Origin of the sequence: Streptomyces adustus, from assembly GCF_009377175.1 — a bacterium.
GTDB lineage: Bacteria > Actinomycetota > Actinomycetes > Streptomycetales > Streptomycetaceae > Streptomyces > Streptomyces adustus.
This window is the reverse complement of record NZ_VJZD01000097.1, coordinates 15,042-31,983: the sequence shown is the minus strand read 5'-3', so window position 1 is coordinate 31,983 and position 16,942 is coordinate 15,042. Positions and strand designations below refer to the sequence as shown.

17 protein-coding genes are annotated in these 16,942 nt (G+C 72.4%); 6 read left to right on the top strand and 11 right to left on the bottom strand.

All coding sequences use genetic code 11. The features are described 5' to 3' along the window. Positions 1-673: hypothetical protein (locus FNH09_RS23275; RefSeq protein ID WP_152891091.1), on the bottom strand; the 673-nt coding region annotated here is incomplete at its 3' end. A 301-nt stretch (positions 674-974) separates the two neighbouring features. Here FNH09_RS23275 and FNH09_RS23270 point away from each other — a divergent pair. Continuing rightward, positions 975-2,621 (top strand): glycoside hydrolase family 13 protein, encoded by a 1,647-nt coding sequence (locus tag FNH09_RS23270; RefSeq protein ID WP_238427002.1) that lies wholly within the window; start codon positions 975-977, stop codon positions 2,619-2,621. A gap of 117 nt (positions 2,622-2,738) precedes the next feature. On the opposite strand, the gene FNH09_RS23265 is transcribed toward FNH09_RS23270, so the two are convergent. Together FNH09_RS23265 and FNH09_RS23260 are read right to left on the bottom strand one after the other, a co-directional pair. Continuing rightward, complete coding sequence (locus FNH09_RS23265) at positions 2,739-3,452, bottom strand: DUF4142 domain-containing protein (RefSeq protein WP_152891109.1); 714 nt, start codon at positions 3,450-3,452, stop codon at positions 2,739-2,741. A 225-nt stretch (positions 3,453-3,677) separates the two neighbouring features. Continuing rightward, positions 3,678-4,196 carry an FxLYD domain-containing protein gene (locus FNH09_RS23260; protein WP_202919733.1) on the bottom strand — a complete coding sequence of 173 codons (519 nt, stop codon included), beginning with the start codon at positions 4,194-4,196 and terminating at the stop codon, positions 3,678-3,680. 201 nt (positions 4,197-4,397) lie between these two features. On the opposite strand from FNH09_RS23260, the gene FNH09_RS23255 reads away from it, so the two are divergent. Beyond that, entirely contained in the window at positions 4,398-4,853 is a 456-nt protein-coding gene (locus FNH09_RS23255; protein ID WP_152891087.1) for a DUF7144 family membrane protein, read from the top strand. 130 nt (positions 4,854-4,983) lie between these two features. Then, entirely contained in the window at positions 4,984-6,114 is a 1,131-nt protein-coding gene (locus tag FNH09_RS48760; RefSeq protein ID WP_238426997.1) for a M23 family metallopeptidase, read from the top strand. Between the two features lie 12 nt (positions 6,115-6,126). Here FNH09_RS48760 and FNH09_RS23245 read toward each other — a convergent pair whose 3' ends face one another. Next, complete coding sequence (locus FNH09_RS23245; RefSeq protein ID WP_152891103.1) at positions 6,127-7,137, bottom strand: glycoside hydrolase family 26 protein; 1,011 nt, start codon at positions 7,135-7,137, stop codon at positions 6,127-6,129. 469 nt (positions 7,138-7,606) lie between these two features. Here FNH09_RS23245 and FNH09_RS23240 point away from each other — a divergent pair, with 469 nt between their 5' ends. Next, a complete protein-coding gene (locus FNH09_RS23240) occupies positions 7,607-7,810 on the top strand; it encodes a cold-shock protein (protein WP_152891085.1) in 204 nt (67 codons plus the stop codon). Positions 7,811-7,918: 108 nt separating this feature from the next. Here FNH09_RS23240 and FNH09_RS23235 read toward each other — a convergent pair whose 3' ends face one another. The 3 genes from FNH09_RS23235 to FNH09_RS23225 all read right to left on the bottom strand — a co-directional run bounded on the left by FNH09_RS23235 (position 7,919) and on the right by FNH09_RS23225 (position 10,587). Then, on the bottom strand, positions 7,919-8,302 hold the full coding sequence (locus FNH09_RS23235; protein ID WP_152891083.1) for a hypothetical protein: 384 nt from the start codon (positions 8,300-8,302) through the stop codon (positions 7,919-7,921). Positions 8,303-8,500: 198 nt separating this feature from the next. Next, on the bottom strand, positions 8,501-10,231 hold the full coding sequence (locus FNH09_RS23230) for a DEAD/DEAH box helicase (protein ID WP_152891081.1): 1,731 nt from the start codon (positions 10,229-10,231) through the stop codon (positions 8,501-8,503). Between the two features lie 152 nt (positions 10,232-10,383). Then, positions 10,384-10,587, bottom strand: coding sequence for a cold-shock protein (locus FNH09_RS23225; protein ID WP_030379203.1), 204 nt, complete (start codon positions 10,585-10,587; stop codon positions 10,384-10,386). Positions 10,588-11,215: 628 nt separating this feature from the next. Here FNH09_RS23225 and FNH09_RS23220 point away from each other — a divergent pair. Further along, positions 11,216-11,419, top strand: coding sequence for a cold-shock protein (locus FNH09_RS23220; RefSeq protein ID WP_030379203.1), 204 nt, complete (start codon positions 11,216-11,218; stop codon positions 11,417-11,419). Between the two features lie 79 nt (positions 11,420-11,498). Here FNH09_RS23220 and FNH09_RS23215 read toward each other — a convergent pair whose 3' ends face one another. Beyond that, on the bottom strand, positions 11,499-12,932 hold the full coding sequence (locus tag FNH09_RS23215) for a hypothetical protein (RefSeq protein ID WP_162468973.1): 1,434 nt from the start codon (positions 12,930-12,932) through the stop codon (positions 11,499-11,501). A gap of 113 nt (positions 12,933-13,045) precedes the next feature. On the opposite strand from FNH09_RS23215, the gene FNH09_RS23210 reads away from it, so the two are divergent. After that, positions 13,046-14,317: a molybdopterin-dependent oxidoreductase gene (locus FNH09_RS23210; protein WP_152891079.1), complete on the top strand. Its 1,272-nt coding sequence runs from the start codon at positions 13,046-13,048 to the stop codon at positions 14,315-14,317. Between the two features lie 328 nt (positions 14,318-14,645). Here FNH09_RS23210 and FNH09_RS49870 read toward each other — a convergent pair whose 3' ends face one another. From FNH09_RS49870 to FNH09_RS23190, 3 genes are read right to left on the bottom strand one after another with little or no spacing between them, the layout of a single operon-like run. Next, a complete protein-coding gene (locus FNH09_RS49870) occupies positions 14,646-15,473 on the bottom strand; it encodes a methyltransferase domain-containing protein (protein WP_152891077.1) in 828 nt (275 codons plus the stop codon). Further along, on the bottom strand, positions 15,470-16,087 hold the full coding sequence (locus tag FNH09_RS23195; RefSeq protein WP_162468972.1) for a DUF2064 domain-containing protein: 618 nt from the start codon (positions 16,085-16,087) through the stop codon (positions 15,470-15,472). Before FNH09_RS23195 ends, FNH09_RS49870 begins: the two co-directional genes overlap by 4 nt. Then, positions 16,084-16,851 (bottom strand): glycosyltransferase, encoded by a 768-nt coding sequence (locus FNH09_RS23190; protein WP_162468971.1) that lies wholly within the window; start codon positions 16,849-16,851, stop codon positions 16,084-16,086. The genes FNH09_RS23195 and FNH09_RS23190 overlap by 4 nt, the downstream gene beginning before the upstream one ends. Positions 16,852-16,942: the final 91 nt, after the last annotated feature.

Below are 16,942 nucleotides of genomic sequence, written 5' to 3'. Positions count from 1 at the left end.
TCGCCGGGGTGGTCTCGGCGGGGGTGGAGGGGGCCGGCTGCTCGGACTCCGCGGCGGTGCAGTCCTTCGTGCCGCCGTTCCAGGCCGCGATCAGCTTGTCCTTGATGACCGCGCCGTTCGGGCCCTCGGGCAGGTTGCCGTGCTCGAAGCCGTCCTGGGCGTCGAGCTTGCCGTCGAACTTGACCGCGCCGCGGTAGAGGTCGACCTGCGCGAAGCAGCCGGCGTCGGGCACGACGATGTCGAGGGTGTCGGTCGCGCCCGGCTTGACGGTCACCGTGTCGAAGCCGACGAAGACCTGCTTGCCGGAGCTGGCGAAGGTGGCGCCGTGGGCGAGGTAGGAGGCGAGCGACGCGGTGCAGGTCGACGCGTCACCGGCGGCGCGCACGGTGATGTGCACCTTGCCGTCCGTGGTCGGCTTGAGGTTCTGGTCGTCGACCTTGACGGAGGAGAAGAAGTGCGTGCCGTCGAGGGAGAACTCGCAGCGGTCGGTGCCGGTCTCCGTGCCGGCGCCGGTGCCCGGCTTGTACGTGCCGCCGGACTTCCAGCCGTCGCCGCCGGGGGTCTCGTGGGCCCAGGCGCCGGAGGCGGCGGCGACGGAGGCGGCGCAGAGGGCGAGTGCCGCGGCACCCGTACCCAGCAGGCGGCGCGCGGTCGTGTGGCTCGCTATGGACATGTGTATCCCATTCTTGGTGTGCATGGGGGGTATGGCTCGGTCGCCGAGAGCGCCGGCACCTGAAGCAACACTGGGCTCAATGGTCACATGTGCCACAGCGTCAGACCATCGTGGACGGCGCCGCCGAAGACTGTCAACCTGCCTGTATGGAGGGGCGGTTCACGCTTCATCACCATTCCGCCACACAGGGAATGGTCCCTTCCGGAGTGCCTGAACGTTCGCCTTCCGGGCAATGTGGACAGGCTTGTGGGTGTTGCCCGGACCTGTCCGACCGCACCGAAAGGGACCACGCGTGCCCGAACTGACCGACCTCTCCTCCCGGAACCCCGACTGGTGGCGCCAGGCCGTCGTCTACCAGGTCTACCCCCGCAGTTTCGCCGACGCCGACGGTGACGGGCTCGGTGACATCCGTGGCGTCACCGAGCGGCTGGACCACCTCGCGGCCCTCGGGGTCGACGCCCTGTGGCTCAGCCCCTTCTACCCTTCCGAACTCGCCGACGGCGGCTACGACGTGGCCGACCACCGCGATGTCGACCCGCGCCTGGGCACCCTGGACGACTTCGGCGCCATGGTCGCCGAGGCGCACCGGCTGGGCCTGAAGGTGATCGTCGACATCGTGCCCAACCACACCTCCCACCGGCACCCCTGGTTCCAGGAGGCGCTGCGCGAGGGCCCCGGCGGCACCGCCCGCGACCGGTACGTCTTCCGGGACGGACGCGGCGAGCACGGCGAACTCCCGCCCACCGACTGGCAGTCCGTCTTCGGCGGCAGCGCCTGGCGCCGGGTCGCGGACGGCCAGTGGTACCTGCATCTCTTCGCGGCCGAGCAGCCCGACCTGAACTGGGGCCACGACGAGGTCCGCGCCGACTTCCGCACCACCCTGCGCTTCTGGTCCGACCGCGGGGTGGACGGCTTCCGCGTCGACGTCGCGCACGCGCTCGCCAAGGACCTCGACGAGCCGCTGCGGGACGTCGGCGGCGTCGGCGCGATCGGCGAGGAGGCCCTCGACCGGGTACCGCCCGGCAGCCACCCCTACTACGACCGGGACGAGGTGCACGAGATCTACCGCGACTGGCGCCGGGTCCTCGACGCCTACACGCCGCCGCGCACGGCGGTCGCGGAGGCCTGGGTGCCGGGCGCCCGCCGCGCGCTGTACGCCCGCCCGGACGAACTCGGCCAGGCCTTCAACTTCGAATACCTCCAGGCGGGTTGGGACGCGGACGAACTGCGCTCGGTGATCACCGACTCGCTCGCCACGGCCCGCACGGCCGGCGCCTCCGCGACCTGGGTGCTGTCCAACCACGACGTCGTACGGCACGCCTCCCGGCTGTCGCTGCCGCCGGGCACGGACGACAACGCATGGCTGCTCTCCGGCGGCCGCGCGCCCGCCGTCGTCGCGGAGGCGGGGGTGCGCCGGGGCCGGGCGGCGACGCTGCTGATGCTGGCGCTGCCCGGGGCGGCATACCTCTACCAGGGGGAGGAACTGGGCCTGCCCGAGGTCGCCGACCTGCCCTTCGAGGTCCTCCAGGACCCCGTCTGGGAACAGACGGGCCATGTCCGCAAGGGCCGCGACGGCTGCCGGGTGCCGCTGCCGTGGACGACGACGGGTCCGTCGTACGGCTTCGGGGCGGCCGGCGCGTGGCTGCCGCAGCCGGCGTCCTTCGCGTCGTACGCCGTCGCCGCCCAGGACGGGGTGGACGGCTCGACCCTGGAGCTCTACCGCACGGCCCTGCGGCTGCGCCGCAAGCTGCTGGAGGGCGAGGAGCTGACCTGGGCGGAGGGGACCCCGCCCGGGGTGGTGGCGTTCGCGCGCTCCGGGAGCTGGCGGTGCGTGACCAATCTGTCGGACGCGCCGGTCCCGCTGCCGCCCGGGGAGGTGCTGCTGAGCAGCGCTCCCCTGGACGGCGACGGACAACTGCCACCGGACACGACCGTCTGGCTCGCCTAGGTCCTGTCTGACAATTCCCGTCGTCCGCCCGGAGGGCGTGCATGGCGTCGCGGGGCAGGCGGGAATTGTCAGACAGGGCCTAGGGCCTTCGTCCTGCCCGGCCGCGGGGGCCTCGGCTCACTTGGAGGGCGGCGGCAGGGCGACCGGGGTGGCCGTGGCGGTCGGCGGCGGGGTGAGCACCACAGGCGCCTGGCCCGCGGCCGGCGGCGGCGGGGTCAGGTCCGTGTCCGGCAGCTTCGGCGGGGTGGTCTGCTGGAAGAGCACCTGGTCGAAGTCGACCAGGCCGGTCTTCTCCATCACCGTGATGTGGTCCAGGACGGTGTCGTTGGCCTGGTCGGCCAGCGCCCGCACCAGGGTGTTCTCGGTGGTGGAGCGGATCTTCGCGACCGTGTTGAAGATCGAGCCGTGGGTCATGCGCAGGATGTTGGCGAAGTCGACGTCGAACTGCTTGCCGGTGTCCGCGTTCAGCGTGGTGACGAACCCCTGCTGCTGCGGGCTCGCCAGGTTGGGGAGCGTGATGTTCAGCATCGGGGCGATCTTGCGGCAGGTGGTGTCGAGCGCGGCGTGACCGTCGATCAGGTGCTGGCTCGCCGTGATGACCGCCTTCGACTGCCCCTTCTGCAAGCCGATCTGACCGACCGGGTACTCCCACAGGCCGGCCGCGCGCACCTTGACCACGAAGTCCCGGTCCGCCTCGGTCAACGGCCCCCACTGGGTCTGGGCGATGACCCGTGAGGGCGCCGTCGACACGGTGGTGAGCCCCAGCATCGAGGGGTAGGCCAGCGCGGCGAGTGTCAGGGTCAGGGCACCACCTACGAAGAGGGTTCCCATCGCGTTCCGCGAAAAGCGCACCGTGCCTCCTGCCCGGTCGTGGATACGTCCGTCCGCAGGGCGGGGGACGGGTCTGACGCAGAGCAGTACGGATGCGGCGTCGGCCAAAGCCTCTAGGTTTGGTAAAGAAATAGCAAGGTCGTCGACAAAGCGGCAGGTCCGTTCGGCGGGCGGCCGCCGCCGGTGCCGACACCCCAGGACCTCGGTGCCTCAGGACTCCTTGCCTCAGTACCTCAGCGCGGACCCGACCTCGGCCTTCACCTCGCCGGACAGGTTGTGCGTACTGCGCGCGGTGGCCGTGCCCGTCTTGCCCGCCGGTACGTCGGAGACGGTGACGACGACCGTGTCGACCAGCTTGCCGCCGGAGTCCTTGAAGACGACCTGGACGGCGAACGACTTGGTGGAGTCCGCGGTGTTCTTCACGGTGATGCCGACCGTGGTGCGACCGTCGGCGGCGGTCGCCGGGGTGCCCAGCTGTACGTCGTCCTTGGCCTCGATCCCGTTCTTGACCTCGCCGAGCCTTCGGCCGGCCTCGGCCGTCGCCGACGAGATGGCCTCCGTGGCCTGCGCGGCGAGCGAGGAGATCGCCGCCGTCGCGCGGGCGCCCGCCGACGCCACGGCGGAGGCCGCCTTGCTGGCCGGGGTCGTCGACGTGTTGCCGCCGCCGGAGCAGCCGGTCAGCGCCGCCGTCAGGATCGCCGCCCATGCCGTGCCCCTGGCCCAGCGTCCCCGGTAACCGGCCATGTCGCCTCCATCGATCGATGCGTTCGCTCGTCTGCGTTCGGTCGTCTGCGTTCGGTCGTTTTGGCACCAGTGAAGGGCCGTACCGGCACGGCCGCACGCGGGGCCACCCGTACGGCCCAACCCCTGTGGTGACCCGCCCCGTCCGGGTGGACGGTCTAGGGGGGAGAGGAAACGACAGAAACGACGAGATGGGGTACGGCAATGACCGAGCAGCCTCAGCCGAAGTGGGACAGTGCGCAACGCACCGCCGCCCAGACCCGGCCGGTGAACTCCGGATGGGTCACGGGCGGGGTCACCTTCGCGGGTGTCCTGCTGTTGCTGAACGGAATCCTGGCCATCCTGGAAGGCATCTCCGCCATCGCGAAGGACGACATCTACGTCCGGGTCGGCGCGTACGTCTACAAGATCAACCTCACCGGCTGGGGCTGGATCCTGCTGATCGTGGGCATCATCGGGGTCGTCGTCGGTGCGTTCATCCTCAAGGGCGCCGCGTGGGCCCGGGTCGGGGGCATCGTGCTGGCCGCCGTGAGCATCGTCCTCCAGTTCCTCTTCCTGCCCTACCAGCCGGTCTGGTCGATCATCGTGATCGCGATGGACATCTTCGTGATCTGGGCCCTGGCCGTGTACCACGCGGAGGGCCGGAGCCGGACCGTCTGAGGCGGGACCGACGCCGACGCAGGACTCCGGGGGCCCCGCGGGGCCTTCGGAATGGGCCGTTCGACGGAACCTGGCGCGGGTGCGCGGCCACCTCGTGGGACAGAGGCGCCCGACGTCCGACGATCGGACAATGCGACGAGACCACCCTCGACGACTCCTGTCCCGCGCCGGCGTGGCCCTGGCCGCGCTCCTGTTCGCGTTCCTCCCGAGCGCCACGCATGCCGACAGCCGCGCACCGGTCCACGGCGACAGCCGTCCCGATGCGCCCGACCAGGGCCGCCCCCGCGAAGCGTTCGACCGGCTGCTCGTCTCCGCCGCCCGGCAGACCGCGGACTACGAGAAGGCCCGCGCGCGCACCGACCGGCTGCGGAACCGGGTGAACCGACTGCGCTCCGAGACGAAGGAGGCGGAGGCCCGGGCCCGCACGCTCGCACCGGACGCGGGCACCGCCTCCCCCACGGATCCGGACCCGGACCTCGACGGTGGTACGGACGGCCTGCCGACCGGCGACCTGGGCGCCGACTTCCCGACCGGGCTCCCCGTCGACGTGCCCACCGGTCTGCCCACCGCCGTACCGACCGCGGCCCCCACCGCCGTACCCACCACCGCGTCGACCACCGCGTCGACCACCGCGTCGACCACCGCGTCGACCACCGCGCCGGGCGTGGCGGCCGACGCCAGGGCGCTGCGCGCCGAGCTCGGTCAGGCGGTCACCCGGCTGCACGCGGCCGAGCGCCGCCGGACCGGCATCCGCAGAAGGCTGTGGCGGGAACTGGCGGCGGCCCAGCCCGGCCTGGCGCGTCCCGCGGCCGACTGCGCGCCGGGCCGCCGCAGCCGCAGCCCGCACCCCGCCCGGTCCGGCTGGGTGGCGCCGACCAGCGACTACTGGCTGTCGGCCGGGTACGCGGCGCCGGGAGGCCACTGGCGACACCGCCACACCGGACAGGACTTCGCCGTCCCCAGGGGCACCCCGGTGCACGCCGTCGGACCCGGCACCGTCGTCCTCGTCTCCTGCGGGGACGGCTTCGGCAACCAGGTCGTTCTCCGGCACCGCGACGGCTACTTCACCCAGTACGCGCACCTGTCCCGGATCGACGTACGCCCCGGACAGCGGGTCGCCGCGGGCCAGTACCTCGCAGCCTCCGGCGCCACCGGCAACGCCACCGGCCCGCACCTGCACTTCGAGGTGCGGGTCACGCCCTACCTGGGGTCGGCGGTGCCCCCGCTGCCCTGGCTGCGACGGCACGGCGTACGCCTGTGAGGTCCGGCCCGCTCACCGCGGTTCGCGGTCGTCACCCAGCCACGAGCGGTAGACGTCGGACGCCTCGGGATTGCCGGGACAGCGCCACACCCCGTGCGGGCAGTAGTCGCTGATGGTCTGGTAGAGCGGCCGCTGGCGGGCGAACCAGTCGAGCATGCCCCGCATGTACGCGGGATTGTCGCCGTTGCGGTACAGCCCCCACTCCGGGTACGAGACGGGCTTGCCGTGCGCCCGTGCGAACCGCACCTGGTCGCGCAGGCCGTACGGCTCCGTCACCTGCCCGGCGAAGGAGAGTCCCTCGGGCTGGTCGTAGGCGTCCATGCCGACGATGTCGACGACGTCGTCCCCCGGGTAGCACTCGGTCCAGGGGACGGCGTCCCGGCCCCGGCTGGGCGTGAAGTCGAACCGGAAACGCTGGCCGGGCACCGACCGCATCGCGGTGACGACGCTTCTCCAGTACCGCTGCCAGGCCTGCGGGTCGGGGCCGCAGCGGTGGGTGTAGGTGTCGCCGTTCATCTCCCAGCCGAGCACGACGACCGTGTCCGGGACGCCGAGCCGGACCAGCCGTTCGGCCAGGGTGCGGAAGTGTCCGTCGTAGCGGCCCGCCGCGCCGCGGCGCAGCTCGCCGCGGACCACGTCGTCGGACAGATGCGCCTCGGTGCGTTCCAGCATCGGCACGTTGAGCACGAACAGCCGGTCCGGGCGGGCCCTGCGCCAGCGCGCCCACAGCTCCAGATAGCCGGGTGCGCCCTCGATGTTGCTCCACCGATCGCCCGGCAGATACACGTGTCCGACCCGCGGGGCCGACGTCCGGCCGAGCCAGGTCCCGAGCTGCGCGACCCGGCGGACGGCGTCGGAGCCGTACCCGACGTAGGCGCCGAAGGCGGGGGGCGGCCCGGCGGCGGCCGTCGCGTCCGGGGCCCGGAAGGGCTCGGGGCCGGGTTCGACCGAGGGCCGGGCGAGCACGCTCAGCGTGGCCAGCACCGCGACGGCGATCAGGCCGAGCAGGGACCTGCGGTACATCCCGTCCAAGGCCACGGGGGCGCCTCCTGCCGACGGGTCCCCGACGAGTGGGGTGGGACCGGGCGGGGTCATGATGGCCCACACACGGCAGCCGTCGGGCGGCTTCCGGGGGCAGGGCACCCGAACCGGTGAAATTTCAGCCGTCAAATGTTGAATGCGGAGCATCCGGCGATCGGACAACGGGTGATCGGGTGTCAAATGATCAATCGATCAGGCATCGAATGCGCAGGTGTCGAACGTCAAAAGTCAAAAGTCGTACAGAAGTCCGCACGTCGGGCCGAGAATCGGGTTCCGTGTTACGGTCGAAGTGAGTTGCGGTCTTGGTTCCCAGGCATTTCGAGTCTCACAGCCGGTCCGGTCGGTAGTGCGTCTCTGAATTATCCGGTCTCTCCGGGCAGGGCAATCATCTCGGCGACGTGGAGAAATCACACGGTGTGATTTCTCCGGCAGGCCCTGAAGGAGAATGTGTATGGCTACCGGAACCGTCAAGTGGTTCAACTCGGAAAAAGGTTTCGGCTTCATCGAACAGGACGGCGGCGGCCCGGACGTCTTCGCCCACTATTCGAATATCGCCAGCCAGGGATTCCGTGAACTCCAGGAAGGTCAGAAAGTGACCTTCGATGTCACGCAGGGCCAGAAGGGCCCGCAGGCGGAGAACATCCGTCCCGCCTGACGCGGAGCACGAAGCGAACCGAGGACACCGGCCCGGAAAGCGTCCGACGCTTTCCGGGCCGGTGGCCGTTCCGGTGCTGTCGCGGAGCCTGCTGCGGCGCTTTTGCGGCTACTGGTCGGAGTAGCCCATGTCCCCGATCGTCCAGGCGCTCACGTCCTCCAGCGCCACCCGGTACATGCCGCCCGTGTCGGGGATGCCGAAGCTGCCCTGGAGGATGCGCGCGACATGGAAGTGGAGGTGGGTGGGCCGGATCGCGCCCCGCGGCGGTTCGTCGTCGGCGGCCTTGGCGGACGGCGTGAACGCGGAGGCGAAGTGCGCGAGTTGCGCGGAGTCCCGCAGCACCTCGGCCACCCGTTCCTTCCACAGTGCCTCGGGGGCCAGCCGGCCTGTGATGACGGCGCCGGGGACCACCACCGTGAGCGACATGCGGCTGCTGTGTTCCGACTCCACCATCGCGGCGATGCCGACAAGCAGATCATCAGGGTGTGACATGGCTGAGGAGCCTAGTCCAACGCACCGGGATCGACGGGGACAAAACGACGGGCCGACCGCTCCGGGAGCACCGGAGCGGCCGACCCGTGGGACCGGATGGCTCAGCTCAGCCCGTCCGGAGGGACGCCTCGTGACGGGTGGAGCCGAGCCGGACCGGCGCCCGCCGCGCCACGGTCCGTCGCGCCGGAGCCGTCCGGGTCAACGGCCGCCGCCCTGCGCGGAGGAACGGCCGCCGCCCTGTGCGGAGGTGCGACCGCCGGTCTGCCCGGCTGAGCGACCGCCGCCCTGCGAGGCTGAGCGACCGCCGCCCTGCGCGGAGGAACGGCCGGCGCCCTGCGCGGAGGTGCGCCCGCCGGTCTGCCCGGTCGAGCGGCCGGCGCCCTGCCCGGTCGAGCGGCCGGCGCCCTGGCCGGAGGCGGAGGCGCTGCGGCGGGCGGCCTGGCCCGGTCGGCCGCGCCCGCGGTTGCGACTGCTCCGGCTCCCGGTTCCGTTTGCGGTTCCGTTCCCGGTTCCGCCCCGGCGCGCGGGGGAGCCGCCCTGGGGGCGTTCGACGACCGGCGGCGCGAGCACGACGGGCACGCCCGAGGGGGCCTGGGCGCCGGTGATCCGGCTCAGCTCGGCCTCGCCCGAGCGGACCTTGGTGCTCTGCGGGGTGATCCCGGCGTCCGCCATCAGCCGCGTCATGGCACGGCGCTGGCTGGGCAGCACCAGCGTGACGACGGTGCCCGACTCGCCCGCGCGGGCGGTACGGCCGCCGCGGTGCAGGTAGTCCTTGTGGTCGGTGGGCGGGTCGACGTTGACCACGAGGTCGAGGTTGTCGACGTGGATGCCGCGCGCCGCCACGTTGGTGGCCACGAGCACCGTCACTTGGCCGTCCTTGAACTGCGCCAGGGTGCGGTTGCGCTGGGGCTGGGACTTGCCGCCGTGCAGGGCCGCCGCGCGCACACCGACCGCCAGCAGCTTCTTGGCCAGCCGGTCCGCCGCGTGCTTGGTGTCCAGGAACATGATCACTCGTCCGTCGCGGGCGGCGATCTCCGTGGTGGTGGCGTGCTTGTCGGTCTCCTCCACGTGCAGCAGGTGGTGCTCCATCGTGGTGACGGCGCCCGCGGACGGGTCGACCGAGTGGACCACCGGGTCGTCCAGGTAACGGCGCACCAGCAGGTCGACGTTGCGGTCCAGGGTGGCCGAGAACAGCATCCGCTGGCCGCCGGGACGGACCTGGTCGAGCAGCGCGGTGACCTGCGGCATGAAGCCCATGTCGGCCATCTGGTCGGCCTCGTCGAGGACGGTGATCGCGACCTGGCTCAGGTCGCAGTCGCCCCGGTCGATGAGGTCCTTGAGGCGCCCGGGCGTCGCGACGACGACCTCGGCCCCGCCGCGCAGCGCGGAGGCCTGCCGGCCGATCGACATGCCGCCGACCACCGTGGCCAGACGCAGCCGCAGCGCGCGGGCGTACGGGGTGAGCGCGTCGGTGACCTGCTGGGCCAGTTCCCGGGTGGGCACCAGGACCAGGGCCAGCGGCCGGCGGGCCTCGGCCCGCTGCCCGTCCATCCGGGCCAGTACGGCCAGACCGAAGGCGAGCGTCTTGCCCGAGCCGGTGCGGCCGCGGCCGAGGACGTCCCGGCCGGCCAGCGAGTTGGGCAGCGTCGCCGACTGGATCGGGAACGGCGCCGTGACACCCTCGGCGCCGAGCGCGGTCAGCAGCCGTGCGGGCATGTCGAGTTCGGCGAACTCCTCGACCGGAGGCAGCCCCTCGGTGCGGGTGACCGGGAGCGCGAACTCCGTGGGGCGCGCCGGGGCGGCGCCGGTACGGCCGCTCTTGGGGCCACCGCGGCCGGTGTTCCTGGCCGACCGGGACGAACCGCCGCGGGTGCGGGTGGAGCCGGTGCCGGTGCCGGTGCTGTACTTCTTGCGAGCTGTGCGGTCCATTCAGAACCCTTCCTCGATGCGGCACGTATCGAGGAATTCCGGTCGTCGGCGCCGGGCCGTACGAGGATTCGCAAGAACTGAGCCGTAGAAAATGCAAATGAGCTGGGACCCGCACCCAAGAGTGCGGGCCCCAGCCATGTGGTACGCGTACGTCAGGCGGGAACGATGTTCTCGGCCTGCGGGCCCTTCTGGCCCTGCGTGACGTCGAAGGTGACCTTCTGGCCTTCCTGAAGCTCACGGAAGCCGGAGGTGGCGATGTTCGAGTAGTGGGCGAAGACGTCGGCGCCGCCACCGTCCTGCTCGATGAAGCCAAAACCCTTTTCCGAGTTGAACCACTTCACGGTGCCAGATGCCATATTGAATCTCCCTTGAGGCGTTGCCCGGAGCCCGCACTGTGCAGATCCGGAGTCGCAACGATGGCAAACAAAAAGAGTGCTCGTCGACGGGAGGTCGGGAGAGCACTCGAAGTCTCTGGTAACCAAAACTGCAACTGCTATCACGTTAGCACAGGTCGGGACAGACTGCCGATGTGTTTTTCCTTTCATCCGGGCCGCTCCCGGGAGTGTCGGGGCCGTGGCCCCGCAGGGCGTGAGGCGGGCGCTGTGCTGGTACGACGCTCCGCCGGGCGGGGTTCGCACCGGCTCCGGGTGCGACCGCCCGCCGACGACGTTTCCATGATCACCGCTGCGGTCGGCGCCGGCTTCGCGGTCCGGCGGTCCCGCGTACCCCTGGATCCGCGCCCACCGTGTATCCCTGTCGCCGGAAGAATATATTCGGATTAATTTCCGGAACGGCTTTCGGGTCCGACGGGGTATGTTGCGGCAATGACTGCGGGTTTTCGGATTGTGCCGTGCTACGGTTCAGCTCAGTTGCGGCTGCGATTCCCAGAAAAGTGCCGGTTCCTTCCGGGCGGGGCAATCAGCACAGCGGCGTGAGGCGCGCACCGTGCGGGCTTCCGGGTACTGCCCCGTAAGGAGAATCGACATGGCATCCGGCACCGTGAAGTGGTTCAACTCGGAAAAGGGTTTCGGCTTCATCGAGCAGGACGGAGGCGGCGCCGACGTCTTCGCCCACTACTCGAACATCGCCACCTCCGGCTTCCGTGAGCTTCAGGAAGGCCAGAAGGTCACCTTCGACGTCACGCAGGGCCAGAAGGGCCCGCAGGCCGAGAACATCGTTCCCGCCTGACGTACGCGTACTTTCCGGCTCGGGTCCGCACCTCGTGGGGTGCGGGCCCGAACTGTTTCTCCTTTCCGCGTTCTCCGCGTCACCAGCCCGTCAGAAGCAGGTGGTTGAGGAGCAGGGCGAGGACGGCCTGGGCGGTGAGCCAGGCGCGGGGGTGCGGCAGCAGGGCGCAGCTCGGCAGGATCCACAGCGCGAACGGGAGCCAGATGCGTTCCGTCTCCGCCTTGCTCATCCCGGACAGGTCGGCGAGGAGCAGGGCGAGCACGGCGGCCAGGACGAGCACGGCGAGGCGGGCCTCGGCGGCGGCCGCGCGGTCCGGTCCGGGCCGCAGCCGATGGCGCCGCACGAGTGCCGTACCGGCCCGGTTCAGTCCCGCAGCGCTCGCGAGGCCGACGACGAGGACCGTGCACGCGAGGTTCGCCCACACCCAGTAGCCGTAGGGCCGGGTGCCGCCCACGCCTTCGTAATAGCGCTTGATCAGCAGGTGGTAGGCCTCCCACCAGTCGAAGCCCGCGAGCGTGAACACGACCGGGACGACGGCGAGACCGACGAGCAGGAACGGGAGCGCCCCGAGCCACGGGCGGTACCGGGCCCCGCCCCCGGACCGGACCTGGCCGACGGGCCGAACCTGTCCCCCGGACAGGCCCTGCACCACGGGCCGGAGCAGGTCGCCCGCCGCCACCAGCGCGCCCGCCCCGATCAGCGCGAACAGCGCCAGCCCGTACGAGAGATAGCAGGTCAGGCCGAACAGCAGGCCGGAGCCGAAGGCCGCGGCCCGGGGCCGGTGTCCGGTCGCCGCGAGCGCTAGCAGCGCCACCGCCCAGGCGGCGACCGCCGTGAAGTAGCCGTCGGCCGAGGCACCCACCCACACCGCGGCCGGCGCCAGCACCAGGAACGGCGCCGCCCGCCGGGCGAGGTCCTCGTCGGCCAGCAGCCGCACCGTGACCAGCACGGCCACACAGGCCGTGGCGCCCACGGTGATGCACCACGCCCCCGCCCAGCCCCCGCCGGCCAGGCCGATCCGGTCGAGCAGCACGAAGGTCAGGGTCGCACCCGGCGGATGTCCGGCGATGTGCGCGGGCCAGGGGGCGGGCGAGCCGCTCAGGATGTGGTCGTCGAAGCCGCGCAGGGCGGCCGGGATGTCGTGGAAGCGGTCGATGACCCGCAGATACTCGTTGCGGGTGGTGAGCCGGCCCGCGACGCCCCGCTGCCAGCCGTCGACCAGGGCCAGCGACCAGGTCCAGGCCAGCGCCGCGCCGAGGGCCGTGGCGAGCAGCGGCCGCCAGCGCAGCCGGACGGCCGCGACCGGCCCGTACGCCACCACGGCGGCCGCCACCGCGACGGCGGCCGGGGTGCCCGGCCCGACATGCGGGTCCCATTCGGCGAACAGCGGTGGCCAGTGCACGAACAGCGTGTGGTGTGCGCTCTGGATGTGGCGGCCGACCAGCACGGCCGCCAGGACGAGGAGGGCGGCGGCCAGCGCGGCGCCGAGGTCACGGAGGCGAGCGGGGATCACGCCGGGAACGCTAGGCCGAAAGGCGGCGCGAAGGGTCACACCGAGCCGGGACGTCAGCGTTTCGTCATGAGTCACGCCCCCTTTCGGGCCACGGACCGGCCTACGGTCGGGACATGCCCGACCAACGGCTTCCCTCCTCGCCCGGCTTCTGGCGCAGTCCGGTGCGCGGCCCCTGGTTCACGTCCGTCCTCGGCGTCGTCCTGCTCGGCGGGATCACGTTGATGTTCGTGACGGGACTGGTGTCGTACGCCGCGTACAACCCCGACCTGTCGCCGGTGAACGACACGACCCCGGACAAGGGGCTCCTCGGCTTCTACCTCTTCTCCTGGCCGAGCGGCCCGGTCTGGCTGTACCGGCTCACCCAGGGCGTGCACGTCACGCTGGGCGTCACGCTCGTCCCCGTGCTGCTGGCGAAGCTGTGGTCGGTCGTGCCCAGGCTGTTCGCCCTGCCGCCCGCGCGGTCCGTCGCGCACGCGCTGGAGCGCGTCTCGCTGCTCCTGCTGGTGGGCGGCGCGCTCTTCGAGTTCACGACGGGTGTGCTCAACATCCAGCTCGACTACATCTTCCCCGGCTCCTTCTATCCGCTGCACTTCTACGGGGCCTGGGTGTTCTTCGCCGCGTTCGTCGCCCACGCCGTGCTCAAGACGCCCGCGGCCGTGCGCAACCTGCGCCGGATGCGGGCCGGTGAACCCGAGGCGGCGGCGGAAGGCGGAATGGGGGTCGAGGAAGGCGACGAGTTGGTCTCGCCGGACCCCGCCGAGCCCACCGTGTCCCGGCGCGGGGCCCTCGGCCTGGTCGGCGGCGGGTCGGCGCTGCTGCTCGTCACGACGGCCGGGCAGAGCCTCGACGGGCCGCTGCGGGAGACCGCGCTGCTCGCCCCGCACGGTGGCGGGGAACCGGGCAGTGGCCCCGGCGGCTTCCAGGTCAACAAGACGGCGGCGTACGCGGGCATCGACCCGCGCGAGACCGGCGGCGAGGTGTGGCGGCTGGTCCTCACGGGCCGCACCGGCCAGGTCCGGCTGAGCCGTGCGGACCTGCTGCAACTTCCCCTGCACAGTTCGGCGTTGCCCATCGCCTGCGTCGAGGGGTGGTCGACGTCGAACCAGTGGTGGCGGGGCGTACGCCTGCGGGACCTCGCCGCACTCGTCGGCCACGACGATCCGGTGGACGTCCTGGTGGAGTCGGTGCAGCGGCACGGCGCCTTCCGCCGGGCCGCCCTGCGCGCCAACCAGGTGGGCGACCCGCTCTCCCTGCTCGCCCTGTTCGTCAACGGCGAGGACCTGACCCCCGACCACGGCTACCCGGCGCGGGTCATCATGCCCGCGGCTCCCGGTGTCCTGAACACCAAGTGGGTGGGCCGGATGACGTTCGGAGACCTCCGATGATCCCGCGCTCGCTGCTGCCCGACCGGTTCACGCTCGGCAGCCCTCTGCAACTGCTGCTGCTCGCCTGCTCGTTCGCCCTCGCCGGGTACGCCGGGGTGCGGCTGCTGGCCGGCGGTGACACCTGGTGGCAGGTGGTGCTGTGGTTCGTCGGGGTGGCGCTGCTGCACGACCTGGTGCTGCTGCCGCTGTACTCGGCGGCGGACCGCGCGCTGATCGGGGCGGCGGGCAGGCGGCGGTCGTACGTGATGTACGTCCGGGTGCCCGCCGTCCTGTCCGGGCTGCTGCTGCTCGTGTGGTTCCCGCTGATCAGCGGCCGGGTGGCGGAGCGCTATCTGTTGGCCACCGGGCGGTCCGCGGACGGCTTCCTGGCGCGCTGGCTGCTCATCACGGCCGTGCTGTTCGCCGGCTCGGCGCTGCTGCTCGTGCGGCGGCTGCGCAGGGCGACGAAGCAGCGGCCGCCGGTGGTCCACTGAGCCTCGAGGTGCCAGCCCGCCTGCGCCGCGTACCGGACCAGGGCCGGGGTGCCCAGGCGGGCCCAGGGGAACGGGGTGCCCGCGCCGCCCTGGGCGCCGGCCAGGTGGACGATACGGACGTGGGCGCGTTCGTCGACGTCCACCGGCACCGTCTCCGCGATCAGCAGAGCGCCGGGGGCGACCAGGCGGGTGACGCGGTCGAGGAGGGCCACGGGATCGCCGCCGATGCCGACGTTGCCGTCCAGCAGCAGGGCGGTGCTCCAGCGGCCCTCGCCGGGGACCGGATCGAACACGGACCGGCACAGCGCCCGCCCGCCGAGGCGGATCGTGTGGGCGACGGCGGCCTCACTGACGTCGATGCCGAGAGCGGGCAGTCCACGCGCGCCGAGGGCGGCGACCAGCCGGCCGGGCCCGCAGCCGATGTCCAGCACGGTCCCCTCGCAGCGCTCCAGGACGGACATGTCCGCGGCGTCCGCCGCCGCACACCAGCGCTCCACCTCCAGCGGCAGCAGCCACCCGTCGGTGCGGCGCAGGAAGAGCGGGCCCCGCCCGGCGTCCAGGGCGTCGGCGTAGGCGGTGGCGGACCAGGAGGGCGGGACGCCGTCGACAAGGCGGCGCGGTCGGCCGTCCGTACGGGCTTTTCCGGTGGTCGTCGGCGGGGCGAACTCACGGGAGGTGCTCATCGGCCGGCTACCGCCCGGAGCCGGCCCAGTTCCGCGGCGAAGCGGGTGCGGGGCGCCGACCCGGCGACTGCCTCGGCGTCCAGGGCGGTGTCCACGTCCCGCAGTCGAGGCAGATCGTGCACCCGCAGCCCGGCGGCCACCAGCCGTGCGCGCTGGACGGCACCCGTCATCGGACTCGACATCGGCACCCCGCGCAGCAGCGCGGGGTCGGGGTGGGCGAGGCCCAGAGCCCAGAAACCGCCGTCCTCGGCGGGTCCGAACCAGGCGTCGTGGCCGGTGAAATCCACGGTGAGCAGCCCGGGTGTCACCTGCGGGGTGTCCATGCCGATCAGCAGGGCCGGGCCGGCGCAACCGGCGAAGGCGGCGGAGAGCCGTTCGTCGAGGCCGCCCGCGCACTGCGGTACGACGTCGAAGCCGGGCGGCAGCCAGGGACCGGGCCGTCCCTCCAGGACCAGCACGCGGCGCCGCGCGGGGGTCGCCGCCACGGCGCGCAGTGTGTCCACGAGGGCCGCCTCCGCGAGCCGGGCGGCGTCGCGGGGAGTGAACGGCGGGGTGAGCCGGGTCTTCACCCGCCCCGGCAGCGGTTCCTTGGCGATGACGAGAAGGGTGGTCACTGGGGGGTTCCTCCTTGGTGCGAGGAGAGCGGGCCGGGGGTGCCGCGGCCCCGTGCCGAGGGGCCGTCCGGCCGCGGCAGCGGCGGCTCGGCCAGCACCCGGCGCATGTCGCGTACCGCCTGCCAGGTCCCGCGCCAGGTGCCGGTCACCTTCGAGGCGCCGGTGCGCGGGAGGTAGGGCACGTCGTGCTCGGTGACCCGCCAGCCGGCGTCGGCGGCCCGGACCACCATCTGGAGCGGGTACCCACTACGGCGGTCGCTGAGCATGAGCGCGAGCAAAGAGGTGCGGCGCGCAGCCCGCAGCGGGCCCAGGTCGTGCAGGCGCAGGCCGGTGCGGCGGCGCAGCATCCGGGCGAGTGCGAGGTTGCCGGCCCGTGCGTGCGCGGGCCAGCTGCCCCGGCCCTGCGGGCGGCGCCGCCCGAGCACGAGGTCGGCCGCACCGGACCGTACCTCGCGGACGAAGGGGACGAGCAGCGACGGGTCGAGCGAGGCGTCGCAGTCGCAGAAGCACACGATGTCCGCGGTGGCCGCGGTGAGCCCCGTGTGGCAGGCGGCGCCGAATCCACGGCGCGGCTCGTGCACGACGGTCGCACCGAGGCTGCGGGCGAGCTCGGCCGAGCCGTCCGTGGAGCCGTTGTCCACGACGAGGGCGCGCCAGCCGGGCGGGATGCGTTCGAGCACCCAGGGCAGGGCCCCGGCCTCGTTCAGACAGGGGAGCACCACGTCGACGTCCGGGGGTGTGGGAGAGGTCGTCACGCTTCTCACCCTACGGACGCAAAAGCCGCATACCGGATGTCAGCTCCTTACGAAACACGGACGTCGGTGGCGGCTGTCGGCACCGGCGGCCGTGCGGTGC

Bases quoted from the DNA above. Each gene is read 5' to 3' on its own strand.
- FNH09_RS23265 (WP_152891109.1), bottom strand. From the start codon at position 3,452: ATGGGAACCCTCTTCGTAGGTGGTGCCCTGACCCTGACACTCGCCGCG.
- FNH09_RS23260 (WP_202919733.1), bottom strand. From the start codon at position 4,196: ATGGCCGGTTACCGGGGACGCTGGGCCAGGGGCACGGCATGGGCGGCG.
- FNH09_RS23255 (WP_152891087.1), top strand. From the start codon at position 4,398: ATGACCGAGCAGCCTCAGCCGAAGTGGGACAGTGCGCAACGCACCGCC.
- FNH09_RS48760 (WP_238426997.1), top strand. From the start codon at position 4,984: ATGCGACGAGACCACCCTCGACGACTCCTGTCCCGCGCCGGCGTGGCC.
- FNH09_RS23245 (WP_152891103.1), bottom strand. From the start codon at position 7,137: ATGTACCGCAGGTCCCTGCTCGGCCTGATCGCCGTCGCGGTGCTGGCC.
- FNH09_RS23240 (WP_152891085.1), top strand. From the start codon at position 7,607: ATGGCTACCGGAACCGTCAAGTGGTTCAACTCGGAAAAAGGTTTCGGC.
- FNH09_RS23235 (WP_152891083.1), bottom strand. From the start codon at position 8,302: ATGTCACACCCTGATGATCTGCTTGTCGGCATCGCCGCGATGGTGGAG.
- FNH09_RS23230 (WP_152891081.1), bottom strand. From the start codon at position 10,231: ATGGACCGCACAGCTCGCAAGAAGTACAGCACCGGCACCGGCACCGGC.
- FNH09_RS23225 (WP_030379203.1), bottom strand. From the start codon at position 10,587: ATGGCATCTGGCACCGTGAAGTGGTTCAACTCGGAAAAGGGTTTTGGC.
- FNH09_RS23220 (WP_030379203.1), top strand. From the start codon at position 11,216: ATGGCATCCGGCACCGTGAAGTGGTTCAACTCGGAAAAGGGTTTCGGC.
- FNH09_RS23210 (WP_152891079.1), top strand. From the start codon at position 13,046: ATGCCCGACCAACGGCTTCCCTCCTCGCCCGGCTTCTGGCGCAGTCCG.
- FNH09_RS49870 (WP_152891077.1), bottom strand. From the start codon at position 15,473: ATGAGCACCTCCCGTGAGTTCGCCCCGCCGACGACCACCGGAAAAGCC.